The sequence below is a fragment of the Pseudomonas hefeiensis genome (assembly GCF_030687835.1).
In the GTDB taxonomy this organism is placed as follows: Bacteria; Pseudomonadota; Gammaproteobacteria; order Pseudomonadales; family Pseudomonadaceae; genus Aquipseudomonas; species Aquipseudomonas hefeiensis.
Window position 1 is genome coordinate 2,828,412 of record NZ_CP117449.1, and the last position, 20,406, is coordinate 2,848,817.

The 20,406-nt window shown below is 59.8% G+C and carries 15 protein-coding genes and 2 pseudogenes; 5 read left to right on the forward strand and 12 right to left on the reverse strand.

Annotation, left to right across the window (positions count from 1 at the left end; all coding sequences use genetic code 11):
- Window positions 1-61 precede the first annotated feature (61 nt).
- Window positions 62-1,054: a DMT family transporter gene (locus PSH57_RS12460; protein ID WP_422766081.1), complete on the reverse strand. Its 993-nt coding sequence runs from the start codon at window positions 1,052-1,054 to the stop codon at window positions 62-64.
- Window positions 1,055-1,145: 91 nt separating this feature from the next.
- On the opposite strand from PSH57_RS12460, the gene PSH57_RS12465 reads away from it, so the two are divergent.
- Window positions 1,146-2,054 carry a LysR substrate-binding domain-containing protein gene (locus PSH57_RS12465; RefSeq protein ID WP_305390367.1) on the forward strand — a complete coding sequence of 303 codons (909 nt, stop codon included), beginning with the start codon at window positions 1,146-1,148 and terminating at the stop codon, window positions 2,052-2,054.
- 46 nt (window positions 2,055-2,100) lie between these two features.
- Here PSH57_RS12465 and PSH57_RS12470 read toward each other — a convergent pair whose 3' ends face one another.
- Window positions 2,101-3,057 carry a DMT family transporter gene (locus PSH57_RS12470; RefSeq protein WP_305389799.1) on the reverse strand — a complete coding sequence of 319 codons (957 nt, stop codon included), beginning with the start codon at window positions 3,055-3,057 and terminating at the stop codon, window positions 2,101-2,103.
- Between the two features lie 75 nt (window positions 3,058-3,132).
- Between PSH57_RS12470 and PSH57_RS12475 the strand changes: the two genes are divergently transcribed.
- Window positions 3,133-3,987: a LysR family transcriptional regulator gene (locus PSH57_RS12475; protein WP_305389800.1), complete on the forward strand. Its 855-nt coding sequence runs from the start codon at window positions 3,133-3,135 to the stop codon at window positions 3,985-3,987.
- An 87-nt stretch (window positions 3,988-4,074) separates the two neighbouring features.
- On the opposite strand, the gene PSH57_RS12480 is transcribed toward PSH57_RS12475, so the two are convergent.
- The 4 genes and pseudogenes from PSH57_RS12480 to PSH57_RS12495 form a co-directional block, all read right to left on the reverse strand.
- Window positions 4,075-5,040: an FAD:protein FMN transferase gene (locus tag PSH57_RS12480; RefSeq protein ID WP_305390368.1), complete on the reverse strand. Its 966-nt coding sequence runs from the start codon at window positions 5,038-5,040 to the stop codon at window positions 4,075-4,077.
- A pseudogene (locus tag PSH57_RS12485) lies at window positions 5,030-7,211 on the reverse strand (PepSY domain-containing protein). Before PSH57_RS12485 ends, PSH57_RS12480 begins: the two are co-directional and overlap by 11 nt.
- A 25-nt stretch (window positions 7,212-7,236) precedes the next feature.
- A complete protein-coding gene (locus tag PSH57_RS12490; protein WP_305389802.1) occupies window positions 7,237-7,713 on the reverse strand; it encodes a DUF2271 domain-containing protein in 477 nt (158 codons plus the stop codon).
- A gap of 76 nt (window positions 7,714-7,789) precedes the next feature.
- Window positions 7,790-8,116, reverse strand: coding sequence for a PepSY domain-containing protein (locus PSH57_RS12495; RefSeq protein ID WP_305389803.1), 327 nt, complete (start codon window positions 8,114-8,116; stop codon window positions 7,790-7,792).
- A 131-nt stretch (window positions 8,117-8,247) separates the two neighbouring features.
- Between PSH57_RS12495 and PSH57_RS12500 the strand changes: the two genes are divergently transcribed.
- Complete coding sequence (locus PSH57_RS12500) at window positions 8,248-8,907, forward strand: response regulator transcription factor (protein WP_305389805.1); 660 nt, start codon at window positions 8,248-8,250, stop codon at window positions 8,905-8,907.
- Window positions 8,904-10,248, forward strand: a pseudogene (locus tag PSH57_RS12505) (sensor histidine kinase). The gene PSH57_RS12500 and the pseudogene PSH57_RS12505 overlap by 4 nt, the downstream one beginning before the upstream one ends.
- A gap of 75 nt (window positions 10,249-10,323) precedes the next feature.
- On the opposite strand, the gene PSH57_RS12510 reads toward PSH57_RS12505, so the two are convergent.
- Window positions 10,324-12,039, reverse strand: a complete 1,716-nt coding sequence (locus tag PSH57_RS12510; RefSeq protein WP_305390370.1) for an amidase — start codon at window positions 12,037-12,039, stop codon at window positions 10,324-10,326.
- Between the two features lie 266 nt (window positions 12,040-12,305).
- Between PSH57_RS12510 and nhaA the strand changes: the two genes are divergently transcribed.
- Window positions 12,306-13,499, forward strand: coding sequence for a Na+/H+ antiporter NhaA (gene nhaA / locus PSH57_RS12515; protein ID WP_305389808.1), 1,194 nt, complete (start codon window positions 12,306-12,308; stop codon window positions 13,497-13,499).
- 108 nt (window positions 13,500-13,607) lie between these two features.
- Here nhaA and PSH57_RS12520 read toward each other — a convergent pair whose 3' ends face one another.
- From PSH57_RS12520 to arsA, 5 genes are all read right to left on the reverse strand, one after another.
- Complete coding sequence (locus PSH57_RS12520; RefSeq protein ID WP_305389810.1) at window positions 13,608-14,459, reverse strand: universal stress protein; 852 nt, start codon at window positions 14,457-14,459, stop codon at window positions 13,608-13,610.
- An 11-nt stretch (window positions 14,460-14,470) separates the two neighbouring features.
- Entirely contained in the window at window positions 14,471-15,958 is a 1,488-nt protein-coding gene (locus PSH57_RS12525; RefSeq protein ID WP_305389812.1) for a SulP family inorganic anion transporter, read from the reverse strand.
- A gap of 327 nt (window positions 15,959-16,285) precedes the next feature.
- Window positions 16,286-17,371 carry a flavin-containing monooxygenase gene (locus tag PSH57_RS12530; RefSeq protein ID WP_305416625.1) on the reverse strand — a complete coding sequence of 362 codons (1,086 nt, stop codon included), beginning with the start codon at window positions 17,369-17,371 and terminating at the stop codon, window positions 16,286-16,288.
- A 106-nt stretch (window positions 17,372-17,477) separates the two neighbouring features.
- Entirely contained in the window at window positions 17,478-18,593 is a 1,116-nt protein-coding gene (arsB, locus tag PSH57_RS12535) for an ACR3 family arsenite efflux transporter (RefSeq protein WP_305389814.1), read from the reverse strand.
- 2 nt (window positions 18,594-18,595) lie between these two features.
- Complete coding sequence (arsA, locus tag PSH57_RS12540) at window positions 18,596-20,362, reverse strand: arsenical pump-driving ATPase (RefSeq protein ID WP_305416627.1); 1,767 nt, start codon at window positions 20,360-20,362, stop codon at window positions 18,596-18,598.
- Between the last annotated feature and the right edge of the window lie 44 nt (window positions 20,363-20,406).

Sequence of the window (20,406 nt, forward strand, 5' to 3'; positions counted from 1 at the left end):
TATCCTTGCGGTCAGGGAATCGAATGAGTCTGGCGCGAAACGATGATCAGTGAAAGATGCATCACCGGGTGCGCTTGGCGATGTGCTCATTGTGTCGGACGCGGGCGATCGATTCGCTGGGTGTCAGGATGATACGAACGGCCACAACTACGCCGATAAGAACACCGGCAAGGCCAGAGATTTCCCAAAGTGTGGGCAGCCGCTGATGAAACGCCAGGCCCAGTACCGTCGCGAAGAGCGACTCCAGGGATATCAGTTGCCCGCTAAGGATCATGGGCAGGCGACTTGACGCGGCATTCCACGCCCAGGCGCCGACGACAGACGACATCAGCGCGATAAAGAACCCCCAGGCATACACATGTCCAGCCAGAGAAATACTGAAGCCCAGACTTGGCAGTTTCAGAAGATCAAGCGCCAGTACGGCGGGTAAGGCGATCAAGGTGCCCAGCCCGGCGCCTGCCATCATCAGGCCGGTCCAGGCCCCTGATGCGTTGACGGCAAGTTTTGCCACGGCCCTTTGATTCAACGCGGCGAATGCGAGCCATAGAACAACAGCACTGATTGAGAAGAACGGCCCCTTACGCCAGGAACTGTCGCCAGTTAGGGGGTGATTGAGACTGCCGACGTTCAACAGCAACAGCCCGCCTGTCATCAGTGCCAGTGGTATCGCGAGCTTGCGCCATTCGATGGTTTTGCTCGTGGCGTTGCCGAGCACGGCCTGCAGAAGCGGCACCATACCAATGAGCGCCGGGGTCAGTACCGGCCCCCCATAAATCACCCCGGCGGCAATGCAGGTGCTATATCCGAGGTATCCGATAACCCCCAGGCTTGCGCCAAGAAGCTGCTGCTCACGGCTTAGGCGTCGAAGCTCGGCTCGATAAAGCACCAAGACGCCCACACCCGCGGTGCCGGCGATCAGGAATCGGACGATCATCAGATCGTAGATCGAATAGGCACCGGTGACGTAGGGCGCAACGAAATTCAAGGCCCAACTCAGAGTGGCGACGACGGCAAGGGCCACGCCTGCGGTGGTGTTTGAGTCTCTCATGAGCATCGGTCTATTCGCGGGACATTCAGCTCATGTTGCACAGCGTCAGAGCTATGCTACAAACGAGTTCTCAGCCTCGGATGCATTACCGGTGATTATGAATACGCTTGGAAAGTCTCTACCACCACTTGCCAGTTTGTTGCCCTTTGAAGCGGCGGCCCGGCTGGAGAGTTTTTCCAGGGCCGCCGAGGAGCTGCACATTACCCAAGCGGCGGTCAGTCGGCAGATACGGGGACTGGAAGAGAGTCTTGGGCTCAAGCTCTTCAGTCGCCGCAACCGCGCAGTGTTTCTAACCCAGGAAGGACGCGAGCTCGGGCGAGTGGTGAGCACCGCCTTGCGAAGTATCAGTGATGTCGCCGACACCCTTCGTCAGACGCCTGGCAAGCACCGTGTCGTGCTCCTGTGCCAATTGTGCGAAGCGTTCTACTGGCTGATGCCGCGCCTTTCGTCATTCCATCAGCAACACCCTGAGATCGAAATCCAGGTGGCTACTTCAACCCGGCCGCTGACTGAGTTCAATGCGCATTTTGACGTGGCCTTACAGAGCACCGGGCGCGCCAGTGGTGCGCATGTTCTGGTTTTTACCGCGACCGATGAGGTGTTTCCGGTGTGCAGTCCTCACTACCTCAATGTCCGAGCGCCCATGCATGTCAGTGAGCTTGCCCGTCACACGCTTTTGCACCATCGCACCACGCCACCTCAATGGATGCAGTGGGAGAGTTGGCTAAAGGCGTTTGGACAGATACCGGAGGGTGATCTGCAAGGCACTGTATTTGACAGCTATCCCTTGATGCTTCAGGCCGCGGTAGAGGGGCACGGTATTGCACTGGGATGGCGCCGCACCGCCGCAAGGTTGATTGACCGTGGGGCTTTGGTGAGGCCTTGCGCGCAAAGTTTTCCCTTGCCTGAGGCGATCTCCGTTTTCAGAAGTTCGCAGGGTGGCGATCGGGTTGAGGTCAGAGCACTGATTGAGTGGCTTGAGGGTGAGTTGGAAAGTGAAGACTGACCGCTATAAAGCGCTATTGAGTCCCGCTGCAATGGAGTGACTACGGTTACGAGGCCCTGCCGTCCGCTGGCCGCCGCGCCTGCCGGGCTTCGGTGTGCACTACCATCCAGATACCGATTCCGGACACCGCCATGCCCGACACCATCAGCCACGAAAGTGGCTCGTTGAACATGGCCCAGGCCCACAGCATTGTAACGGGTGGGCTGAGGTACAGGACGCTGGCGACCCGGGTGGCTGTCGCGCGGCGCAGACACAGCCAGTAGAGCCCATATCCGCCAATCGTAGACAAGCCCGCGGTCCACAGGACACTCAGTGCAAAACCTGTGCTGGGTATCGGCGCAAGGCTGCCTTGTACGCCTTCGACGAAAGCGAAGGCAAAGCCCGAAACGCAGCATTGCAGCCATAGGTTGGGCAGTAGACCCAGGGACTGCGATGGCGGGAGATACTTTTGCCACAATGTCGCGACGGCGAGTGAAAGCATGCCAAGCAGCGGCAGGGCATAAGCCCACAAAGGTGCATCGCCCCAGGCTATCGCGCCATGTGTCACCAGCGCGGCCCCGGCCAGACCGATGATCAGACCTGCCCAAATCTGCCAGGCCAGTCGCTGGCCCAGGACGCCTGCGCCCAATAAAGCCAGCCCCATGGGCAGAAGGTCGGCGAACAGTGCAGCGAGCCCGGCCGGTACGCCCAAGGCAATACCTTGGGTGATACCCGCCAGATAACCGGCCATGGCCAGCAGGCCAATGCCGGCGTTTTTCAGAAGCACGGCGGGCGAGGTTCGCCTCAAGTTCCTGGCGACAAACGGGAGCAGAATGAGCGTGACCACCACGCAGCGCCAGAACACGACCAGTAACGGCGGTGCGTAATCAAGCGAGAAGCGCGCACCGATGAAGCCTGAACTCCAGGCCACTACCAGCGCTGCCTCGAGTAAGACAAGAGGTATCGCCTGGTGCCACGCAGGTTTGGATAGGGAAGGACATGAGATCGATCGGTACTGGTTCATGCCCCATAGGCTACGAAAGCAGGGTAATCTAATAAATCAAAATATAGTGCAGTAGTCGTTCACAAAGGTTGAATTATGCAGGCCATACTCGATATTGAACTGATACGGACTTTTCACGCGGTGGCGCGCATAGGGAAATTCAGTGCGGCGGCGGAGCAACTGCACAAAAGCCCGGCGGCGGTGAGCGTGCACATACAGCGGCTGGAAGCGGTCGCCGGCGGACGGTTGCTCAACCGTGACAATCAGGCGGTTTCCCTGACCGCACTGGGCAAGCGCTTGCTCCTGTCTACCACGGAGTTGCTGAGCACCCACGACCGGGTGCTGGCCGACCTGCATGGCACCCGCCTGGCAGGGCGCATCACCTTGGGGGTGCCGGATGAATATGCGGACCATGTCATCCGCGACATCCTCCCGACATTCGCCGCCGCCTGGCCGAACGTGGTACTGGAGCTCAGGACGGGGCCGAGCTATGCGCTACGTGACCAGGTTCAACGTGAAAAACTCCAGGCCGCGGTGATTGCCCGGCCGAAGGAGCAGCCTGGCACAGAGTCTCAGTTGTTAACCTCCACGACGCCTGTCTGGGTCGGCCCGATCAATAGCGTGATTGCTTCGACGCAACCGCTGCCGCTGGCCGTGCATGCAGCGCAGTGCCCTTACCGACAAGCCATGATGGACGCGCTGAAGCAATGCGCTCGCAAATCGCGCATTGTCCTGGAAAGCCCCTCCACTCAGGCCGTCAAGGCGTGTGTGGAGGCCGGCTTGGCGGTCAGTCTGATAGACCGCGCCCGAGTGACGGACAAGATGCAGATCCTTGACGATCTGCCCCGGGTGCCGGAGCACGAGGTGGTGTTCATCCGAGCGCAGGCGTCCCAGGCCAATGAGGCGGTGCGCCTGCTCTCCCAGGCCATGCAGCAATATTTCCGGCTTTGATGTAAGGGGGGGGCGCTCCCCGGGCCATGCTTGTTTTTACCGCCCGGCAACGGCGGCGTCCGCGCCGGGGTCAACCGTTTGGCCCCGTCAGTGCGTCTGAATTTGCGTTTGCAATTGTCCGCCGACAATCGAGATTTCTTTGAACTGGTCGGCGTCACGCAGGACGAACAAGGCGTCCATGCCGCGCTCCTGTGCCAGGCGAGGGCCCTCGGTTTCGCCCAATACCAGCAGCGCTGTGGCCCAGGCGTCGGCGAGCATGCAAGAACTGGCCACCACCGTGACGGCCACGAGCGAGTTGCACGCTGGAGCGCCGGTAGCGGGGTTCATAGTATGGGCGTAGGACTGCCCCTTCACATCGACCCAGTGTCGGTAATCCCCGGATGTGGCGATGGCAGCCTTACTGAGTTCCATGACGCCCATGACTTCGCGCACGCCCCGACAGGGTTTTTCGATGGCCACTTTCCAAGGTTGGGCGTCAGGTTTCAGGTCCCCGGCACGCATCTCGCCGTCAATACCAACCAGGTAGCACGTGATGCCAAAACCTTCCAGGCAGCGGGCCAGTTCATCGACGCCAAACCCCTTGGCGATCCCATTCAGGTTGAGATTCAGCGGTCCACGTTTACGCACTTGATTACGTTGCCGGTCCACCACCAGTCCTGCGCTGGCGGAGGGTCTGACATGGGGGGACAACGTACCGAGCGGCGGTTGCGTGACAGGTTTTTCGCCGCAACCAAATCCCCAAGCCTCTACCAGGTCACCGACGGCGATATCAAAAGCGCCGCCAGATTGCTCGCTGACACGCAGCGCAGCCGCTAGCACCGCAACCAGTTCTTTGGGCGCTGACACCCATTGGAGTTCGGGGGCGCTGTTGAGGCGGTTGAGATCGGAGTCGGGTTTCCAAATGGACATCTGCTGGTCCACCCGGGCGACAGCGCACGCCAGGCTGCGGCCAACCTCGTCGGTGTCCATCCCGGCTCCAGCATAGAACAGGGCCGTGTATCGGGTGCCCATGGTCTCGCCATTGAGGCTGTAGCGTTGCAGTTCAGTAGACATCTTCACGGTAGCGTCCTTGTACCTTGAGGGCCTGCACATTCAGGTTGAGCGGCGCGAGTATTTCATCCAATGCCTGCATCACGCCTTTGGCCATTTCACGGCCGCCACACACCAACACTTGAGCACCTTTCTCAATCAACTGGCGCAGGATTTGCGCATCGTTGATCAGCCGGTCTTGCACGTAACTGCGATCCATCACCTGGGAGAAGGCGGGGCGCAGGGCGGTGAGGCGGTGGTCGGCCAGGTAACCATTCAGCTCCGACTCGTAGAGGAAATCTGATGTCGGATTGCGCCCGCCCCAATACAGGTGCATGGGATGGTGGGCTGTGTTGTTACGGATAAAGCCGGCGAGGGGACCTATGCCAGTTCCGGCGCCGATCAGGATCACGGGGTGAGCGCCCGAGGCTGGACGAAATTGTGGGTTGGGCTGGATAAAGGCTTCGATCGACGCGCCAATGTCCAGGCCGTGAAGCATTTGCGAGCACTGGCCCCCTTTGTGTTTGCGTACACATATCTCCAACACGCCGTCCTGTGAACCACTGGCCAGCGAGTAGAAACGCGGGATCGCACTGCCCGGGGGCAGAATGCCGACCAGGTCACCGGCTTCAAAGTTTGGCAACCTTCCAGACGCCTTGAAACGCAGTACGTGGGTCGGTGCATCTACCTTTTCACCGTAGGCGATGCGCTCGGCCAGCACCAGTCTATGGGTAGGCGGTTGTTTTGCCGTGTGGACCAGCATCAGGTCGTCCCCCAACACCTCGCCCAATGCATGGCCCCAACGGGCAAACTCCTGAGGAGATTGGCGGTTGATGGTCTCCAGCCCCATCAGGGGTGAACCACCGGCCTGCACCAGGGCTTCCTGTACCTGCTGAGCGAACTGACAGAAACGTGGAAACTGCCGGTCACCAAAGCCCAGTACGGCAAATGGCTGACCAGGGCTTGAGACCGGCTTTGGCCAGCCGTGCCAGAAACTGCGCAGCCTGGACCGGTGCGTCGCCGTCGCCGTGGGTCGCCGTGAGGATGAACAGGCGTTGGGCATTGACGTAGTCATTGGAGTACTGATTCATCGCCGCGCTGTGGACGCGGTGGCCGGCCTTATGCAAAGCATCGTGCAAGGCGTTGGCGAACCCCCAGGTGGCGTTGTGTTCACTGCCCACCAGGATCACGCTGTCGGCGGTTTGCGCGGTGCTGTTATTGCGGATATTGGGTCCGGATCTGCGGCGGTCCCACCACATCAGGATGCCGGTGATGCTCATCAACGGCACGCAGAGCGCACCGAGGCCTAGCAACAGGCCGAGCCACCAGAGGCCCTCACCTGTGTGCAGTTGATAGATCATTTCGTAGGCGTTGTGCATGGCGTCGTGGGCTTGATAGGACAGCAGGGCGCCTGAGGCCTGGTCCACGTAGCCGTCACCCTGGGCGGTGCGTAAGGAGTACACGTCCTGCGGGTTACTGGGACTTGGATAGACCAGTTCGCGCAGGTCATTCAGGTCGGTGACCTGCAAGGCTGGCAGGTTCGCCACCGACAACGCCGGGCCGCTACTGACGTGGGTGGGGAAGGAGGGCTCACGCTGACTGCCGTCGGCAATCAAGTCGAAGGTCGTGGCGCACATATAAAGCCCGCTGAGTGCCGACAGGAGCAGCCCGGGCAAGACCAGGCGGCCGACTTCAGCGTGCCAGCGCTGGTTGAAATCGCCACGCAACGGCCGCAGAAGGTTGCGCCAGCCGCCCAACCGACGGACCAATAACAGCGCCCCGGAGACCGACAGTAGCAGCATGAACAGCGCGCCAACGCCCGCTATCCCATGACCTGGTGTGTCAAGGAACAGCGACCGGTGCAGCCCTTTCATCCAGCGCGAGAAGGCGGATGGTTCATAAGCTTCCAGGCCTCGCCCCGTCAGCGGGTCAACCTTTTCGGCTCCAGCCTGACCGTCCTGGTTGTAGTAGACGATGATCGTCCCTGACGCTGTGCGCTGGATCTGCTCCACGCCCGGAAAGTGCTTGGCTACGCGCCCGGCCAACTGACCGACGTTGACCTGCCCGATGGCGGTCGCCGTGGCGTGCAGGCGTTCCAGGGCCGGATTGACCGACAAAATCGCGCCGCTGATGGCCAACAACATGACCAACAGGGCGGCGATAAGGCCGGGCAGGGAATGAAACTGGCGAAGCATGTTCAGCCTCCGGAAATGGCAGGGGCTACAGATCGTAAGTAAAGGATTCGACGTAAGTACTGCCGGCTGCCGGCTTGCCTGCGCCCTCGGACGTCAGGGGCACACTGACATCGGCGCGGGCATCACGCTTGTCTTCAACGGCACTGTCGATCCGGATCTGATACCCGGCATCGATCAGGGTATCTGCAAGCTCGACGCTGACTTTGAGTGTGCGTCCACTGCCGACACTGGCGCCGCTGACCCCGTCGAACTCGCTGGGATTGAGCTTGCTTCCACGTGCCCAGTCGCCCAGGTGCTTGTAATATTTGGATTTTTTCCCCGCTACCCAGAGTGTCTTCTGGTATTGACCGTTGGCGTCAGTGAGATAAATAGCCAGATACGCCTCATTGCCGCTGTAGCGTTTGAGTTGGGTCGTCAGGGTGACTTCACGGGCCTGGGCCAGCCCCGGCAGGGCGATGCTGATGGCGCCGGCGATGCAGGTTGCAGCGATAAATTTTTTCATGGCCTTGTCCTTTCTTGAGCGTTGATGCAGAGCCTGGACCTGCTTGCTGACAGCAACCTGAAGGGCAGCAAAATCGTCATTTGATCAGCGGCTTTCCGAGGTATTCCCTGCCATCGCTGTCGGCCCGAAAGTGGATCTCCAGCTTGCGCAGGTGCAGCGATGCCGGTGAGTAGCGGGCTTCGACAACATTGCCTTGGCGGTCCAGTCCCTTGAGCTTGTAACAACCGTCGTCGACCTTGATGCGCTGCACACTCCAGCCGTATTGCCGCTCTACCTGCTGACGCAAGGTTTCGCGTGATTGCCAGTCGCTGACGGGGTCGCTGCAGTCTTCGTCGGCCACCGCGTATCCGTTGAACAGCACCACGCTCAATAACGCGGTACTGGCTATAAAAGCTGATTTCATGATCTATCTCCTGTCGAGGCGCCATCGTTGGCATACCCTACGGCGCAATCCTGACAATCACCTGAATCTTCAGATTGACCTCAGGTAAGGCGGTTAAGGTTCTGCACGACACCGAACACAGGAGCTGCCAGATGCGGGTTTTATTGGTTGAGGATGCGCCAGGTTTGGGGGAAGCGGTGCGCGAGCAGATAGCCGATGATGGCCATGCGGTCGATTGGGTCCAGTGCCTGGACCATGCGCGCAACAGCATGCGTACCACACCCTACGATCTGGTACTGCTTGACCTGATGCTTCCGGACGGTCGCGGACTTGATTTTTTGCGTCAGCAGCGTGGCGCCGGGGTCGCGACGCCGGTGATCATCCTGACCGCACAGGATCAGATATCCGACCGCATCGCGGGTCTTAATGCCGGGGCCGATGATTATCTGGTCAAACCTTTCGACCTGTTCGAGCTCTCGGCACGCGTGGCTGCAGTGGCGCGTCGTTACAGCGGTAACCCCAACCCGCAGATCAAAATTGGCGAACTGCAACTGGATATGAGTGCTCGTACGGTGCTGCGCGCAGGTGCCACAGTGGACCTCACGGCGCGGGAGTGGGCATTGTTCGAGGCCTTCGTGCAGCGCCCTGGTGCACTGTTGTCCAAGTCGCAGCTTGAAGAGCGCCTGTACGCCTTTGGCGCCGAAATCGAGAGCAACACTATCGAGGTGTACATCAGTCGGCTGCGCAAGAAGCTAGGTCGTGATTTCATTGAAACCGTGCGTGGCATGGGCTATCGGCTGATCTCTCCATGAGCGCTCCCGTCAGTTTGCAAAAACGTCTTGGCGTTGGATTGACGCTGGGCATGACCTTGCTTTGGCTGGCAGCGACCGTCGGCACATGGCGGGTGGTGCAACATGAGCTGGACGAAGTGTTCGACAGCGCCCTGGAGGAGACCGCGCAACGGATCCTGCCCCTGGCTGTTCTGGAGATCAGCAATCGCGAAGAGCCGCACAACGCGCAACTTGTAGCTACCTTGAAAATGCACAAGGAACATCTGACCTACCTGGTGCGCGATGCCAGGGGGCAAGATCCTGATGCAGTCTCACGACGCCAATCCGAAGATATTCCGCAAACAACCGGCTGAAGGTTTCTCCACAACTGAAAAATACCGCCTGTATGGCGCCAGTGCGCTACGCGAGTCGGTGTTCATTGAAGTCGCCGAGCCTCTTGACCATCGCCTTGAGGCCGCGCGGGAGGCCTTGCTGGCCTTGTTATTGCCTTTGTTGGCGCTGATTCCCATCAGCCTGGTGGGCACCTGGTTATTCGTACGTTTGAGTTTGCGCAGTGTCATGGCCTATCGGCGTGCCGTTGAGACCCGGGGAGTGGGTGACCTTTCGCCGATCAAGGTGTCGCGACTGCCGGCAGAGATCGATCCGCTGGCTGACGCGGTCAACCATCTGCTCAAGCGTTTGCGCAAAACCCTGGAGGCCGAGCGCAGCTTCACCGCCAACAGTGCCCATGAACTGCGTACACCACTGGCTGCGACGCTGGCGCAAGTCCAGCGACTGCGCCAAGAAGCGCCCGAAGGCCCCTTGCGGCTGCGTGCGGCAAAGATCGAAAAGTCGTTGCGCGAGCTGGCCCGGCTCTCGGAAAAGCTCATGCAGTTAGCCAAGGCAGAGGGCGGTGGGCTATTGGCGCAAATGCCTCAGGACCTCATTCCGTTGCTGGCCCATGTGGTCGATGAGTGGCGGCAGAGCAGCGGTCGCCAGATCGAACTCTTGCTTCCGGCTCAGGCCGGCGTCTACTCAACCATTGATCCAGACGCTTTTGGCATCCTTTTGCGTAACCTGATCGAAAATGCCTTGAAATACGGTGCGACGGAGCACCCCCTCGAAGTCAGCCTTTCTGACCAGGCGCAGTTGCGGGTGGTCAATGGCGGCCCGGTGGTGCCGCCGGCCAGATTGCAGGGACTGACTGAACGTTTTGTACGCGGTCAGAGCGACGCAAGGGGGTCAGGATTGGGGTTGGCGATCGCCAAAGCGATTGTGCTGGGGATCAACGGACAAATAACGCTGGCATCGCCGGCGACAGGCCGTCAGGACGGATTCGAAGTCAGCGTATGGTTACCGCTCGCCTCGGCGACCCAAGACTGAAAAGCATGTTTTGCATGCTCTGCAGCCTTGGGCCCGGTTTGGTTAGGGGAAGCAGGTGGGATAACCCCGCCACACTTATTGCTTGCGTCCGGACAACGGCGGCGTCCGGGGCGGGATCACTCGTTTGGAGCCCGTCGACTCAAACGCCGAAGCCAGGCGCAACAGGGTCGAATCGTCATAGGCCCGTCCGGCAAACGTCAGCCCCACGGGCATGCCGATGTCCGCCATCACGCCCATTGGTACAGTCACGGTGGGCACGCCCAGGTGCCGGATAGCAAGGTTGCCATTGGCGACCCAGACCCCGTTGCTCCAGGCGATATCGGCGGACGCCGGGTTTATATCAGCATCTGCGGGGCCAACGTCGGCGACTGTCGGGAATATCACCGCATCGAGCCCAAGCTGATCCATCCAGTCTTCAAGATCGATTCGACGTGTCTGTTCAAGACCCCGCAGTCCGTCCGCCAGGGTGGGGATCTGGTCCCACGGCGTAATGCCGCGCTCGGCCATCCTGACGTATTCATCCATGCCGGCGGCAAGGTCGTCCTCACGGTTGGGCAGGGTGCCCGGGTCGTGGGGGAATATTAGCGGCCCGTCGACATCGGCCAGGCGATTGAGTTTCGGATCGGCGTTGGCCCGCAGAAAATCATCGAACGCCCAGGCCGACAGGTCCCACAACTCATGGTGCAGGAACTCCTTGGACACCAGGCCCCGAGTAAACACGGTCGGCGCCCCCGGACGATCACCTTCACAATTGGACACCAACGGGAAATCGACCTCGATCACTTGCGCGCCACAGGCTTGGAGCGCCTTGCGGGCGTCTTCCCACAGGGCCATCACTGAGGCGCGGGTGTTGATTCGCTGCCCCGTCGGCCCGCCAATGCCGGGAGCCTCAGCCGTGCCCGCTTCGGGATCGGCGTTGATGTACATGCGCGGTACACCGAAGCGGATCCCCGCGAGTGCTTCCTTGTGGGCGGCAAGGCCTGGGTATGAGGCGGGGCGAACCGAGTCGACAGGCGCAAGGGGCACCCAGGGTTGCATGCGCCACAGGTCGCCCCGGGTGTCAGGATCATCCGCCACCACGACGTCGAGTACTTCGAGAAGATCCGCCATCGTCCTGGCGTAGGGCACGACAACGTCCATCGTTGGCGTCAACGGCCAATTGCCGCGTACCGAAATCACCCCGCGTGAAGGTGTATAGGCGCACAACCCGTTGTTCGAGGCCGGGCCTCGGCCGCTCGACCAGGTTTCTTCGGCAAGGCCGAACGCGGCGAAACTGGCTGCCGTTGCAGTGCCAGCACCGTTTGAGGAGCCCGATGCGAAAGGCGCGGTGAGGTAGTGCGCGTTATAGGGGCTTTCAGCCCGGCCATACACCCCGCGCTGCATGCCGCCGTTGGCCATCGGGGGCATATTGGTCTTGCCCAGGCAGATCGCCCCGGCGGCGCGAAGCCGTTCGATGGTGAACGCGTCGCGATAGGCGATCAGGTTCGCGAACGCCGGACTGCCAGACGCGGCTGTGAGCCCCTTCACCAGATAACTGTCCTTGGCGGTATAGGGAATGCCATCGAGCGGACCCAGGGTTTGCCCCTTGGCGCGACGGGCATCGGACGCCTGTGCTTCTTTCAGGGCATCGGGATTTCGCACGACCACAGCGTTGAGGGCGGTGGACGTGTCGGCGCCGTCGTAGGCATCGATCCTGGCAAGGTAAGCCTGGACGAGCTCGACCGCGGTCGTCTGACCGGCCTGGAGCGCTGCGCGCAGTTGTGCGATGGAGACTTCGGTGATTTCGATCATGCTGTTACCGTTGCGGCTGACGGGGGGCGTGACGCGCGGGGCCATTCAAACTGGATCTTGGACACTTCAGATATCTCAAAGTGGGTTCTCATGTCGGTGGCATGCACTTTACTACGGGATAACCGCCAGAGGGCCTAATTAGAAAACCGCCCACCCTCGGGCAGTACCTTTTGTATAGAATACGGCCCAAGGGTGTCACCGCAAACCGCGGCAGGGCAGGTTCAATCAAGCGCAGGTCGGGCCGCCAGCGCGGAGTCGCTGTGCCTATGAGCCCGGAACCGTTGCGCCTGAATAATAAAAGTGAGTCACCTTCCGCCATGGCTTTCCTCTCCCGTTTTTTCGCCGCTGAATCCGCCGGTGGCCTGATCCTGATGGCTTCCGCCCTGGCCGCGCTGATCGTGGCCAATTCACCCTGGTCAGAAGTGTACTTCTCCACGCTGCACATCAAAGCCCTGGGGCTTTCGGTGGGGCACTGGATCAATGATGGCCTGATGGCTCTGTTCTTTTTACTGGTCGGCCTTGAGATCAAGCGTGAAATGCTTGAAGGTCAATTGTCGAGCTGGGGTCAACGGGCCCTTCCTGGATTTGCGGCGCTGGGCGGCATGCTGCTGCCGGGCCTGATCTACGTGGCGATCAACTGGGGCAATGCGCAGACTTTGGGCGGCTGGGCGATTCCCACCGCGACTGACATCGCGTTTGCTTTGGGGGTCCTGTCGCTGCTCGGCAAGCGTGTGCCGATTTCCTTGAAAATCTTCCTCTCCGCGCTGGCGATTCTGGATGACCTTGGGGCCGTCCTCATCATCGCGATCTTCTACACCAGCGATTTGTCGGTGAATATGTTGCTGGCGTCCCTGGGCGTTACGGCACTGCTGGTGGTACTCAACCGTTGCGGCGTCAAACGGCTGTTTCCCTATGTGATAGCCGGTGCACTGCTCTGGTACTTCATGCTGCAATCGGGCATCCATGCGACGTTGGCCGGGGTCATTCTTGCCCTGTGTATTCCGCTTGGGGACTCCAACGAAGGAGGGTGGTCGCCGCTGCTCTACCTTGAAGAAAAAATGCATCCGTGGGTGGCTTATGCGGTCGTGCCGATCTTCGGCTTCGCCAACGCCGGCGTGTCCCTGGCCGGTATTTCGCTGAAGAACCTGATCGATCCGGTACCGATGGGCGTGGCGATGGGGCTGCTGTTGGGTAAACAGCTCGGGGTGTTCGGGCTGGCGGCGTTGGCCATTCGTTTCGGCCTGGCCAAACTGCCTGAAGGGGCCAGATGGTCGCAGATGTACGGCGTGGCGCTGTTGTGCGGGATCGGGTTCACCATGAGCCTGTTTATCGGTGCGCTGGCATTTCCCAATGCGCCGCACCTGGTCGATGAGGTCAAAGTCGGTGTGCTGCTGGGCTCGACCCTGTCAGCCATCATCGGGGTCATGTTGCTGATGAAGGTAGGCTCCAAGAAAAACTGATGTGAAACGCGGCAGGGGCATTTTCCATGCCGCGTTATCCGGATCATCTCGATTGGGTTAACCACAGTATTTCGCGTTGGCAGCGATGCTGTGGTTTATAGAGTGAGATCAACGGAGCAACAAGACCGGCACGGTGGCTGTTCGAAGCATTGTCGTGGTTGTGCTGCCTACCAGAAATTGCCTGATGCGTGAGTGTCCGTAGGCACCCATGACCAGCAGATCAATGCCGTGTTCCGCCTGATAAGCATGCAGGGCCGTCTCCACCTCGCCTTGGCGGATTTGCGCCTGGACGACGAAGCCTGAAGAAAGCAGCATGTCGTGTGCTTTCTCCAGCGCCTCTCGATTGCTTTCAGACTCCGCACCAACCATGACAAGGTGCAGCGGTAAACCTTCGCAAAGTGGGCTGGCTGCAAGCATTTGCACGGTTTTGTAGGCTGTGGGGCTGCCGTCAAAGGCAAGCATCACTTTTTCAGGTTCTTTATAGCCACTGGCGGTGATCAGGATGGGCCGGTGAAGGGTCCGTACTACCGCCTCGATTTGGCTGCCCAGGCTGTGTGCGTTGCGCGTGCTGTCTTCACCCACTTTGCCGATGACCAACAGCCGAATCTCGTCCTGAAGGTCGTTCAGACTTTCGACCAAATGTCCGTGACGCTGTTTCAGCTCAGGAATGGCGGCGCCGCCAATGACCGTTCGCTCCCTGGCCTTTTCAAGCATGTCCTGTCCCTGTTCCAGGGCCAGCCTGGCGCGCCGGGCATCCAGCGTAGCCAGTTCCTCCAGCAGGTGTTCTCGGCTGCCCAGGCCAATACTTCCACTCAGGTCTGCGCCTGCCGGGTACTTCTCTTCATCCAGTACATGCAGCAAGGTGAGAGGCGCATCAAGTCGTTGCGAGGCCCAAGCTGCGTAATCGCAGACCGCCACAGAGGATTGTGAGTTATCAATGCATGCCATTACGTGGGTCATTGTCGATCTCCTTAGTGGCTCATGAGTTTGTCGATGGCGTCAGGTTTGTCATGCACGCCAAAGCGGTCAACGATGGTGGCGCTGGCTTCATTCATACCCAGCACCTCGACCTCGGCCCCTTCACGACGGAACTTGATAACCACCTTGTCCAGGGCTGCAACGGCAGTGATGTCCCAGAAATGCGCCCGGGTCAGATCGATGGTGACTTTCCTGAGTGCTTCCTTGAAGTCGAAGACATCGGTGAATTTGTCCGCAGAGCTGAAGAACACCTGACCCACAACCCGGTAGGTGCGGTGCGAGTCTTGCTCTTCAAGACTGCTTTTGATGTCCAGGTAATGTCCGACTTTGTTGGCAAAAAACAGTGATGCCAGCAACACGCCTACCAGTACGCCGTAGGCCAGGTTATGCGTTGCCACGACCACCACGACAGTCGCAACCATGACGATGTTGGTCGACAAGGGATGTTCTTTGAGATTGCGCAGGGAGTCCCAGCTGAAGGTGCCGATGGACACCATGATCATCACCGCAACCAATGCCGCCATTGGGATTCTGGAAAGCGATTCCCCCAGGAACACCACCATCAGTAACAGGAAAATACCCGCACATAAGGTGGACAGACGGGTACGGCCACCGGACTTCACGTTGATGATCGACTGGCCAATCATGGCGCAGCCCGCCATGCCACCCAACATCCCGGCGGCGATGTTGGCAACACCTTGCCCCTTGCATTCGCGGTTTTTGTTGCTGCTGGTATCGGTCAAGTCATCCACGATGGTTGCGGTCATCATCGACTCGAGCAGGCCCACGACGGCAAGGGCAGCCGAGTACGGAAAGATGATGCGCAGGGTTTCCAGGTTCAGCGGCACCTCAGGCCACAGGAAAACCGGCAGTGTGTCCGGCAGTTGCCCCATATCCCCCACGGTGCGGATATCCAGCCCCAGGTAGATGGCAATGGCGGTCAGGGTCAGGATGCACACCAGCGGCGAGGGAATCAGCTTGCCGATTTTCGGTACATACGGAAACAGGTAGATAATTCCCAGACCGGCAGCGGTCATCGCGTAGACGTGCCAGGTGACGTTGGTGAGTTCAGGCAATTGCGCCATGAAAATCAGGATCGCCAACGCATTCACAAAACCGGTGACGACCGAGCGCGAAACAAAACGCATCAGTGAGCCGAGCTTAAGATAACCCGCGAGGATTTGCAGCACCCCGCAGAGGAGGGTGGCTGCCAGCAGGTATTGAAGTCCGTGTTCTTTAACCAGGGTGACCATCAGTAGCGCCATGGCACCGGTCGCCGCCGAGATCATGCCGGGGCGGCCACCCACGAAGGCAATGACGGCACAGATACAAAAGGAAGCATAGAGGCCGACCTTGGGGTCGACGCCGGCAATGATAGAAAAGGCAATGGCTTCCGGGACCAGCGCCAAAGCGACCACGAGACCTGCCAGCATGTCTGCACGGACGTTGGAAAACCATGTTTGTTTGAGTGATTGCAGCATCAGGATATCCAGGGCAATGCACCGCACGCACACCCATTGAAGGGCGAGCACGTCGATACGAATTCAAGTTGTATGGATTATTTTGCTGTGTGCTTAAGGTGTAGGAACCGGGCATGCAGCAGTGCGTATCCGCGAGCGAAACCGGCGGAAGCAAGGTGTTGCGAGGGGGCGTAGCGCTAAGGCGGCGTAGGCAGCCAGTTGGAGCGGGACAAGGTATTTCCTTCGATGGATCTTGAATTGAGGCCGTGATCATACCCGCCGGCGTCGCTCATGCACAACCGGCAGGGGGGCAGTATCCCTAGCATATGGAGCCGCTGCGCAGGAGGTTCAGTTTTGCGCTAAGAGTGGGCGAGCGGCATCCGGGTTGCGAAGATGGTCAAGCAAATGTGGCAGCAGGTGCCCGGCATCTGGCCCGACGCCTCTTAAGGTTGCAGAGGCAAAATTGCGTTGCTTGGGCAGGCCTACGAAGTACAAGCCGGGAATATGCATGGCGCGTCCGTTGCGCTGCGCCACATGACCTTTTTCGTCCAGCACTGGCAGACCTTCGAGAAACGGCAGGTTTGGACGAAATCCTGTGGCAAACACCAGGGTATCAACGGCTTCGTGCTGTCCATCGCTCCAGATAATGCCGGTTGGGGTGACCTGGGTGAACATGGCGGCCTGATTGAAATACCCGGCTTTCAACGCCTTGCGGTAAGTGCCGTCATCCAGTACCGGTGTACTTTGGTCGTTCAGCCAGCGGGTTTTTCCCAGACCTGTCCATTTCAACCAGGTATGAAAATCCGCCCCCAATATCCGTTGGGGCGCGAACCGAATGGCTTCGCGTGTAGCCAGCGTAACGCTGGCCACCTTGGCCAAATCGTAAGCGATCTGCACCGCGGAGTTCGCCGCGCCCACCACGACGACGCGGTTTGCCCTGAAGGGCTCCGAATGTCGATATTCAGCACTGTGAAGCTGAGTGCCATTGAAGCTCTCGAGTCCCGGAATATCAGGTGTGTAGGGGCGGCTGAAGGCGCCGGATGCCACGACCAGCGCCCTTGTCAGAAAGTGTTGTCCGGTGGCCGCAGTTATTCTGAACCCTTCATTGACCTGATCTACCCGCGTGGCTTGAACCCCTTGGCGGATCGGTAGCTGAAAGAATTCGGCATATTCCTTGAGGTAGCGCACCACTTCATCACGAGTAGGGTAGTGACCTGGAGCTGCGGGAAATGGCATTCCCGGTAGAGAGGAGTAGGCAGCAGGCGAGAACAGTTCGAGGCTGTCATAGTAGTTACGCCAGTTTCCGCCCGGTTGCCGTTGCTCGTCGAGGATAAGGAAACTCAGCCCTTGGCGTTTCAGGTGCCAACCGCTAGCCAGTCCTGCCTGGCCAGCGCCGATGACAACCACATCGAATGGCTGATCTGTTTGGTTCATGTGTGCGCACCTATACACGGATGTGGATAAAAAAATCAGCTCGATCTGTCAGGGCAGCATAAGGCGATGATGCGTTTGCACATGTAAAGCGTCGATAAACACCCTCTTAAACAAGAGGGTGCTCTTCTGAAACAGGGGCTGGTGAGGTGGCTGGCGTCATTTCTACGTTTTCTTTCGGGAACCAGGCCTGGGTCCGGTTGGCAAAGGCCACCAGTGACAACATCACCGGTACTTCTACCAGCACCCCGACCACGGTGACCAGGGCCGCCCCGGAGTTAAGGCCGAACAAACCAATCGCCACCGCCACCGCCAGCTCGAAGAAATTCGAGGTGCCGATCAGGGCGCAGGGGGCTGCCACATTGAAGGGGACTTTCCATAGCCGCGCCGCCGCGTAAGCAATCGCGAAAATGCCGTAGGACTGGATCAGCAAGGGCACGGCAATCAAGGCAATCAGCAGCGGTTTATCCAGAATGATCTGTCCCTGAAATCCGAACAGCAGCACCACGGTGCCCAGCAGGCCGAGGATCGACAGGGGCTTGACCCGGGCGTTGAAACGCTTGACCGCATACTCGGCCTCGCCGGTGTTTTGCGCCGAAGCGCTGAGCTTCAGGCGGGTGAGCACCCCGGCAATCAGAGGGATCAACACATAGAGTCCGACCGATAGGATCAAGGTTGCCCAAGGCACCTCGATATCGGTCACTCCGAGCAACAACGCCACCAGCGGCGCGAAGGCGAAGATCATGATCACGTCATTCAACGCCACCTGGGCCAGGGTGTAGGTGGCATCACCGCGAGTCAGCTGTGACCAGACGAACACCATCGCGGTACACGGTGCGGCACCGAGCAGGATCAAGCCGGCGATGTACTGGCCGGCATCATGGGGGTCGATCAGGTCGATAAAAAAATAATGGAAGAACAACACCCCCAGCCCCGCCATGGTGAACGGTTTGATCAACCAGTTGACCGCCAGGGTGATGACCAGCCCCTTGGGCCGTTCGTGAATGCGCTTGAGGCTGGAGAAGTCTACCGACACCATCATCGGGTAGACCATCAGCCAGATCAGCCCCGCGACAATGAAATTGACCGAGCCGTATTCATAACCGGCCATGGTCTGGAACAGCTGTGGGAACAGACTGCCCAACCCGATGCCCGCCGCGATACACAGTGCGACCCAAACCGACAGGTAGCGCTCGAAAAAGCCGATTGGCTGGGTGGTGCTCATGCTCAAACCTCTTCTCTGTGGGTCAGCGCGCGCAGGTTGTGAATGCCCACTGGCTCCTGCTTGAGCAGCGGCACCAAGGCATAACGGCGGGCGTGCACATTGGCTACGGCTGCAATCTCGTGGCGTTCATTGGCAGCGCGTTGCAGCAACAGTGGGGAGTGGGTAGTTGCAGCGGCGATGCTGTTGTTGATGATCCAGGCCCAGGGTTCGATACCGGCACGGCGCAGATCGTCCTGCAGGCCCGCAGCTTCCAGCACTGGTGTGGTTTCGGCCAGGGTCACCAGCAGCACTTTGGTCTGTTTGGGATCCTGCAACTGCATCATCGGGGTGGTAAAGTGCACGCCTTTGTCGACCATCTGCCGAGCGATATCCCGATGATAGGCGCCGGTGGCGTCGAGCAACAACAGGGTGTGACCCGTCGGCGCGGTATCCATTACCACGAATTGCTTGCCGCCCTCGCGGATGATCCGCGAGAAAGCCTGGAAAACGGCGATTTCTTCGGTGCAGGGCGAGCGTAGGTCTTCTTCGAGCATGGCGCGTCCCTGGGCATCGAGGTGGGCTCCTTTGCTCTGCAGCACCTGCTGCCGGTAGCGCTCGGTCTCGGCCTGGGGGTCGATGCAGCTTACCCGCAGGTGGTCCAGTGTTTCGCTCAGTGTTTCGCTCAGATGCGCCGCGGGGTCCGAAGTGGTCAGGTGCACCGGCAGCCCACGTTGTGCTAATTCGACCGCCACGGCGGCGGCCAGGGTGGTCTTGCCCACGCCGCCTTTGCCCATCACCATGATCAGGCCATGGCCATCGGCGGCAATTTCATCGACCATCGCCGCGAGCGTTGGCGCCTCCAGTGCTTGCGGTCGTTCCTGGGTAACTACTGCGGACCGTGGCTCGTCGACGTCGAGCAGGTGCTGCAGCGCGTCGAGCCCCACCAGATTGAATGCCTTGAGTGCGATCTGGTCGCGGGGCAGCGCCATCAGCGCAACAGGAAGCGCGGCTACGGCAGCCTGCTCTCGGGCGAAAATCGCCGCGGCCAGTTCATCCTCTGCCGCTTCGGCGGCGGGCAACACGCCATTGATCACCAGATACTGCTGACGCAAGCCAATCGCAGCCAGTTCCTCATGGGTACGCGCGGCCTCGCGCAGGGTCGAGGCTTGTGCGCGGGCAACCAGCACCAGACGGGTACGCAGCGGGTCGGCCAAAGCATCGACCGCAGCCTGGTACTGGCTGCGCTGCTTTTCCAGGCCCGCCAGCGGGCCAAGGCAGGAGGCATCGCCCTTGCCGTCTTCGAGGAAACCACTCCATGCGCCAGGCAGTTGCAGCAGGCGAATGGTGTGTCCGGTGGGTGCGGTGTCGAAAATAATGTGTTGGTAGTCGCGGGTAAGTGCCGAATCGGTCAGTAGTGCGGTGAACTCATCGAATGCAGCGATTTCCGTGGTGCAGGCACCGGAAAGCTGCTCCTCGATGCTCTTTACGACGGCCTCGGGCAATACGCCCCGAACCGGGCCAACGATGCGGTCGCGATACAACTGAGCGGCTGCCTGCGGGTCGATTTCCAGTGCCGACAAGTTCGCCACCGCAGCAATCCGGGTGATCTGATTGCCAATGCTGACACCGAATACCTGGCCGACATTGGAGGCCGGATCGGTACTGACCAGCAGCACGGACTTACCCTCGGCGGCGAGTCGCACGGCAGTGGCGCAAGCAATCGAGGTTTTGCCCACACCGCCTTTGCCAGTAAAGAATAGAAAGCGTGGCGCGTGATCAAGAAATTTCATGGGGGGGCTCCTGAATTCAGCGGCTGCGCGGCAAAATGGAAATA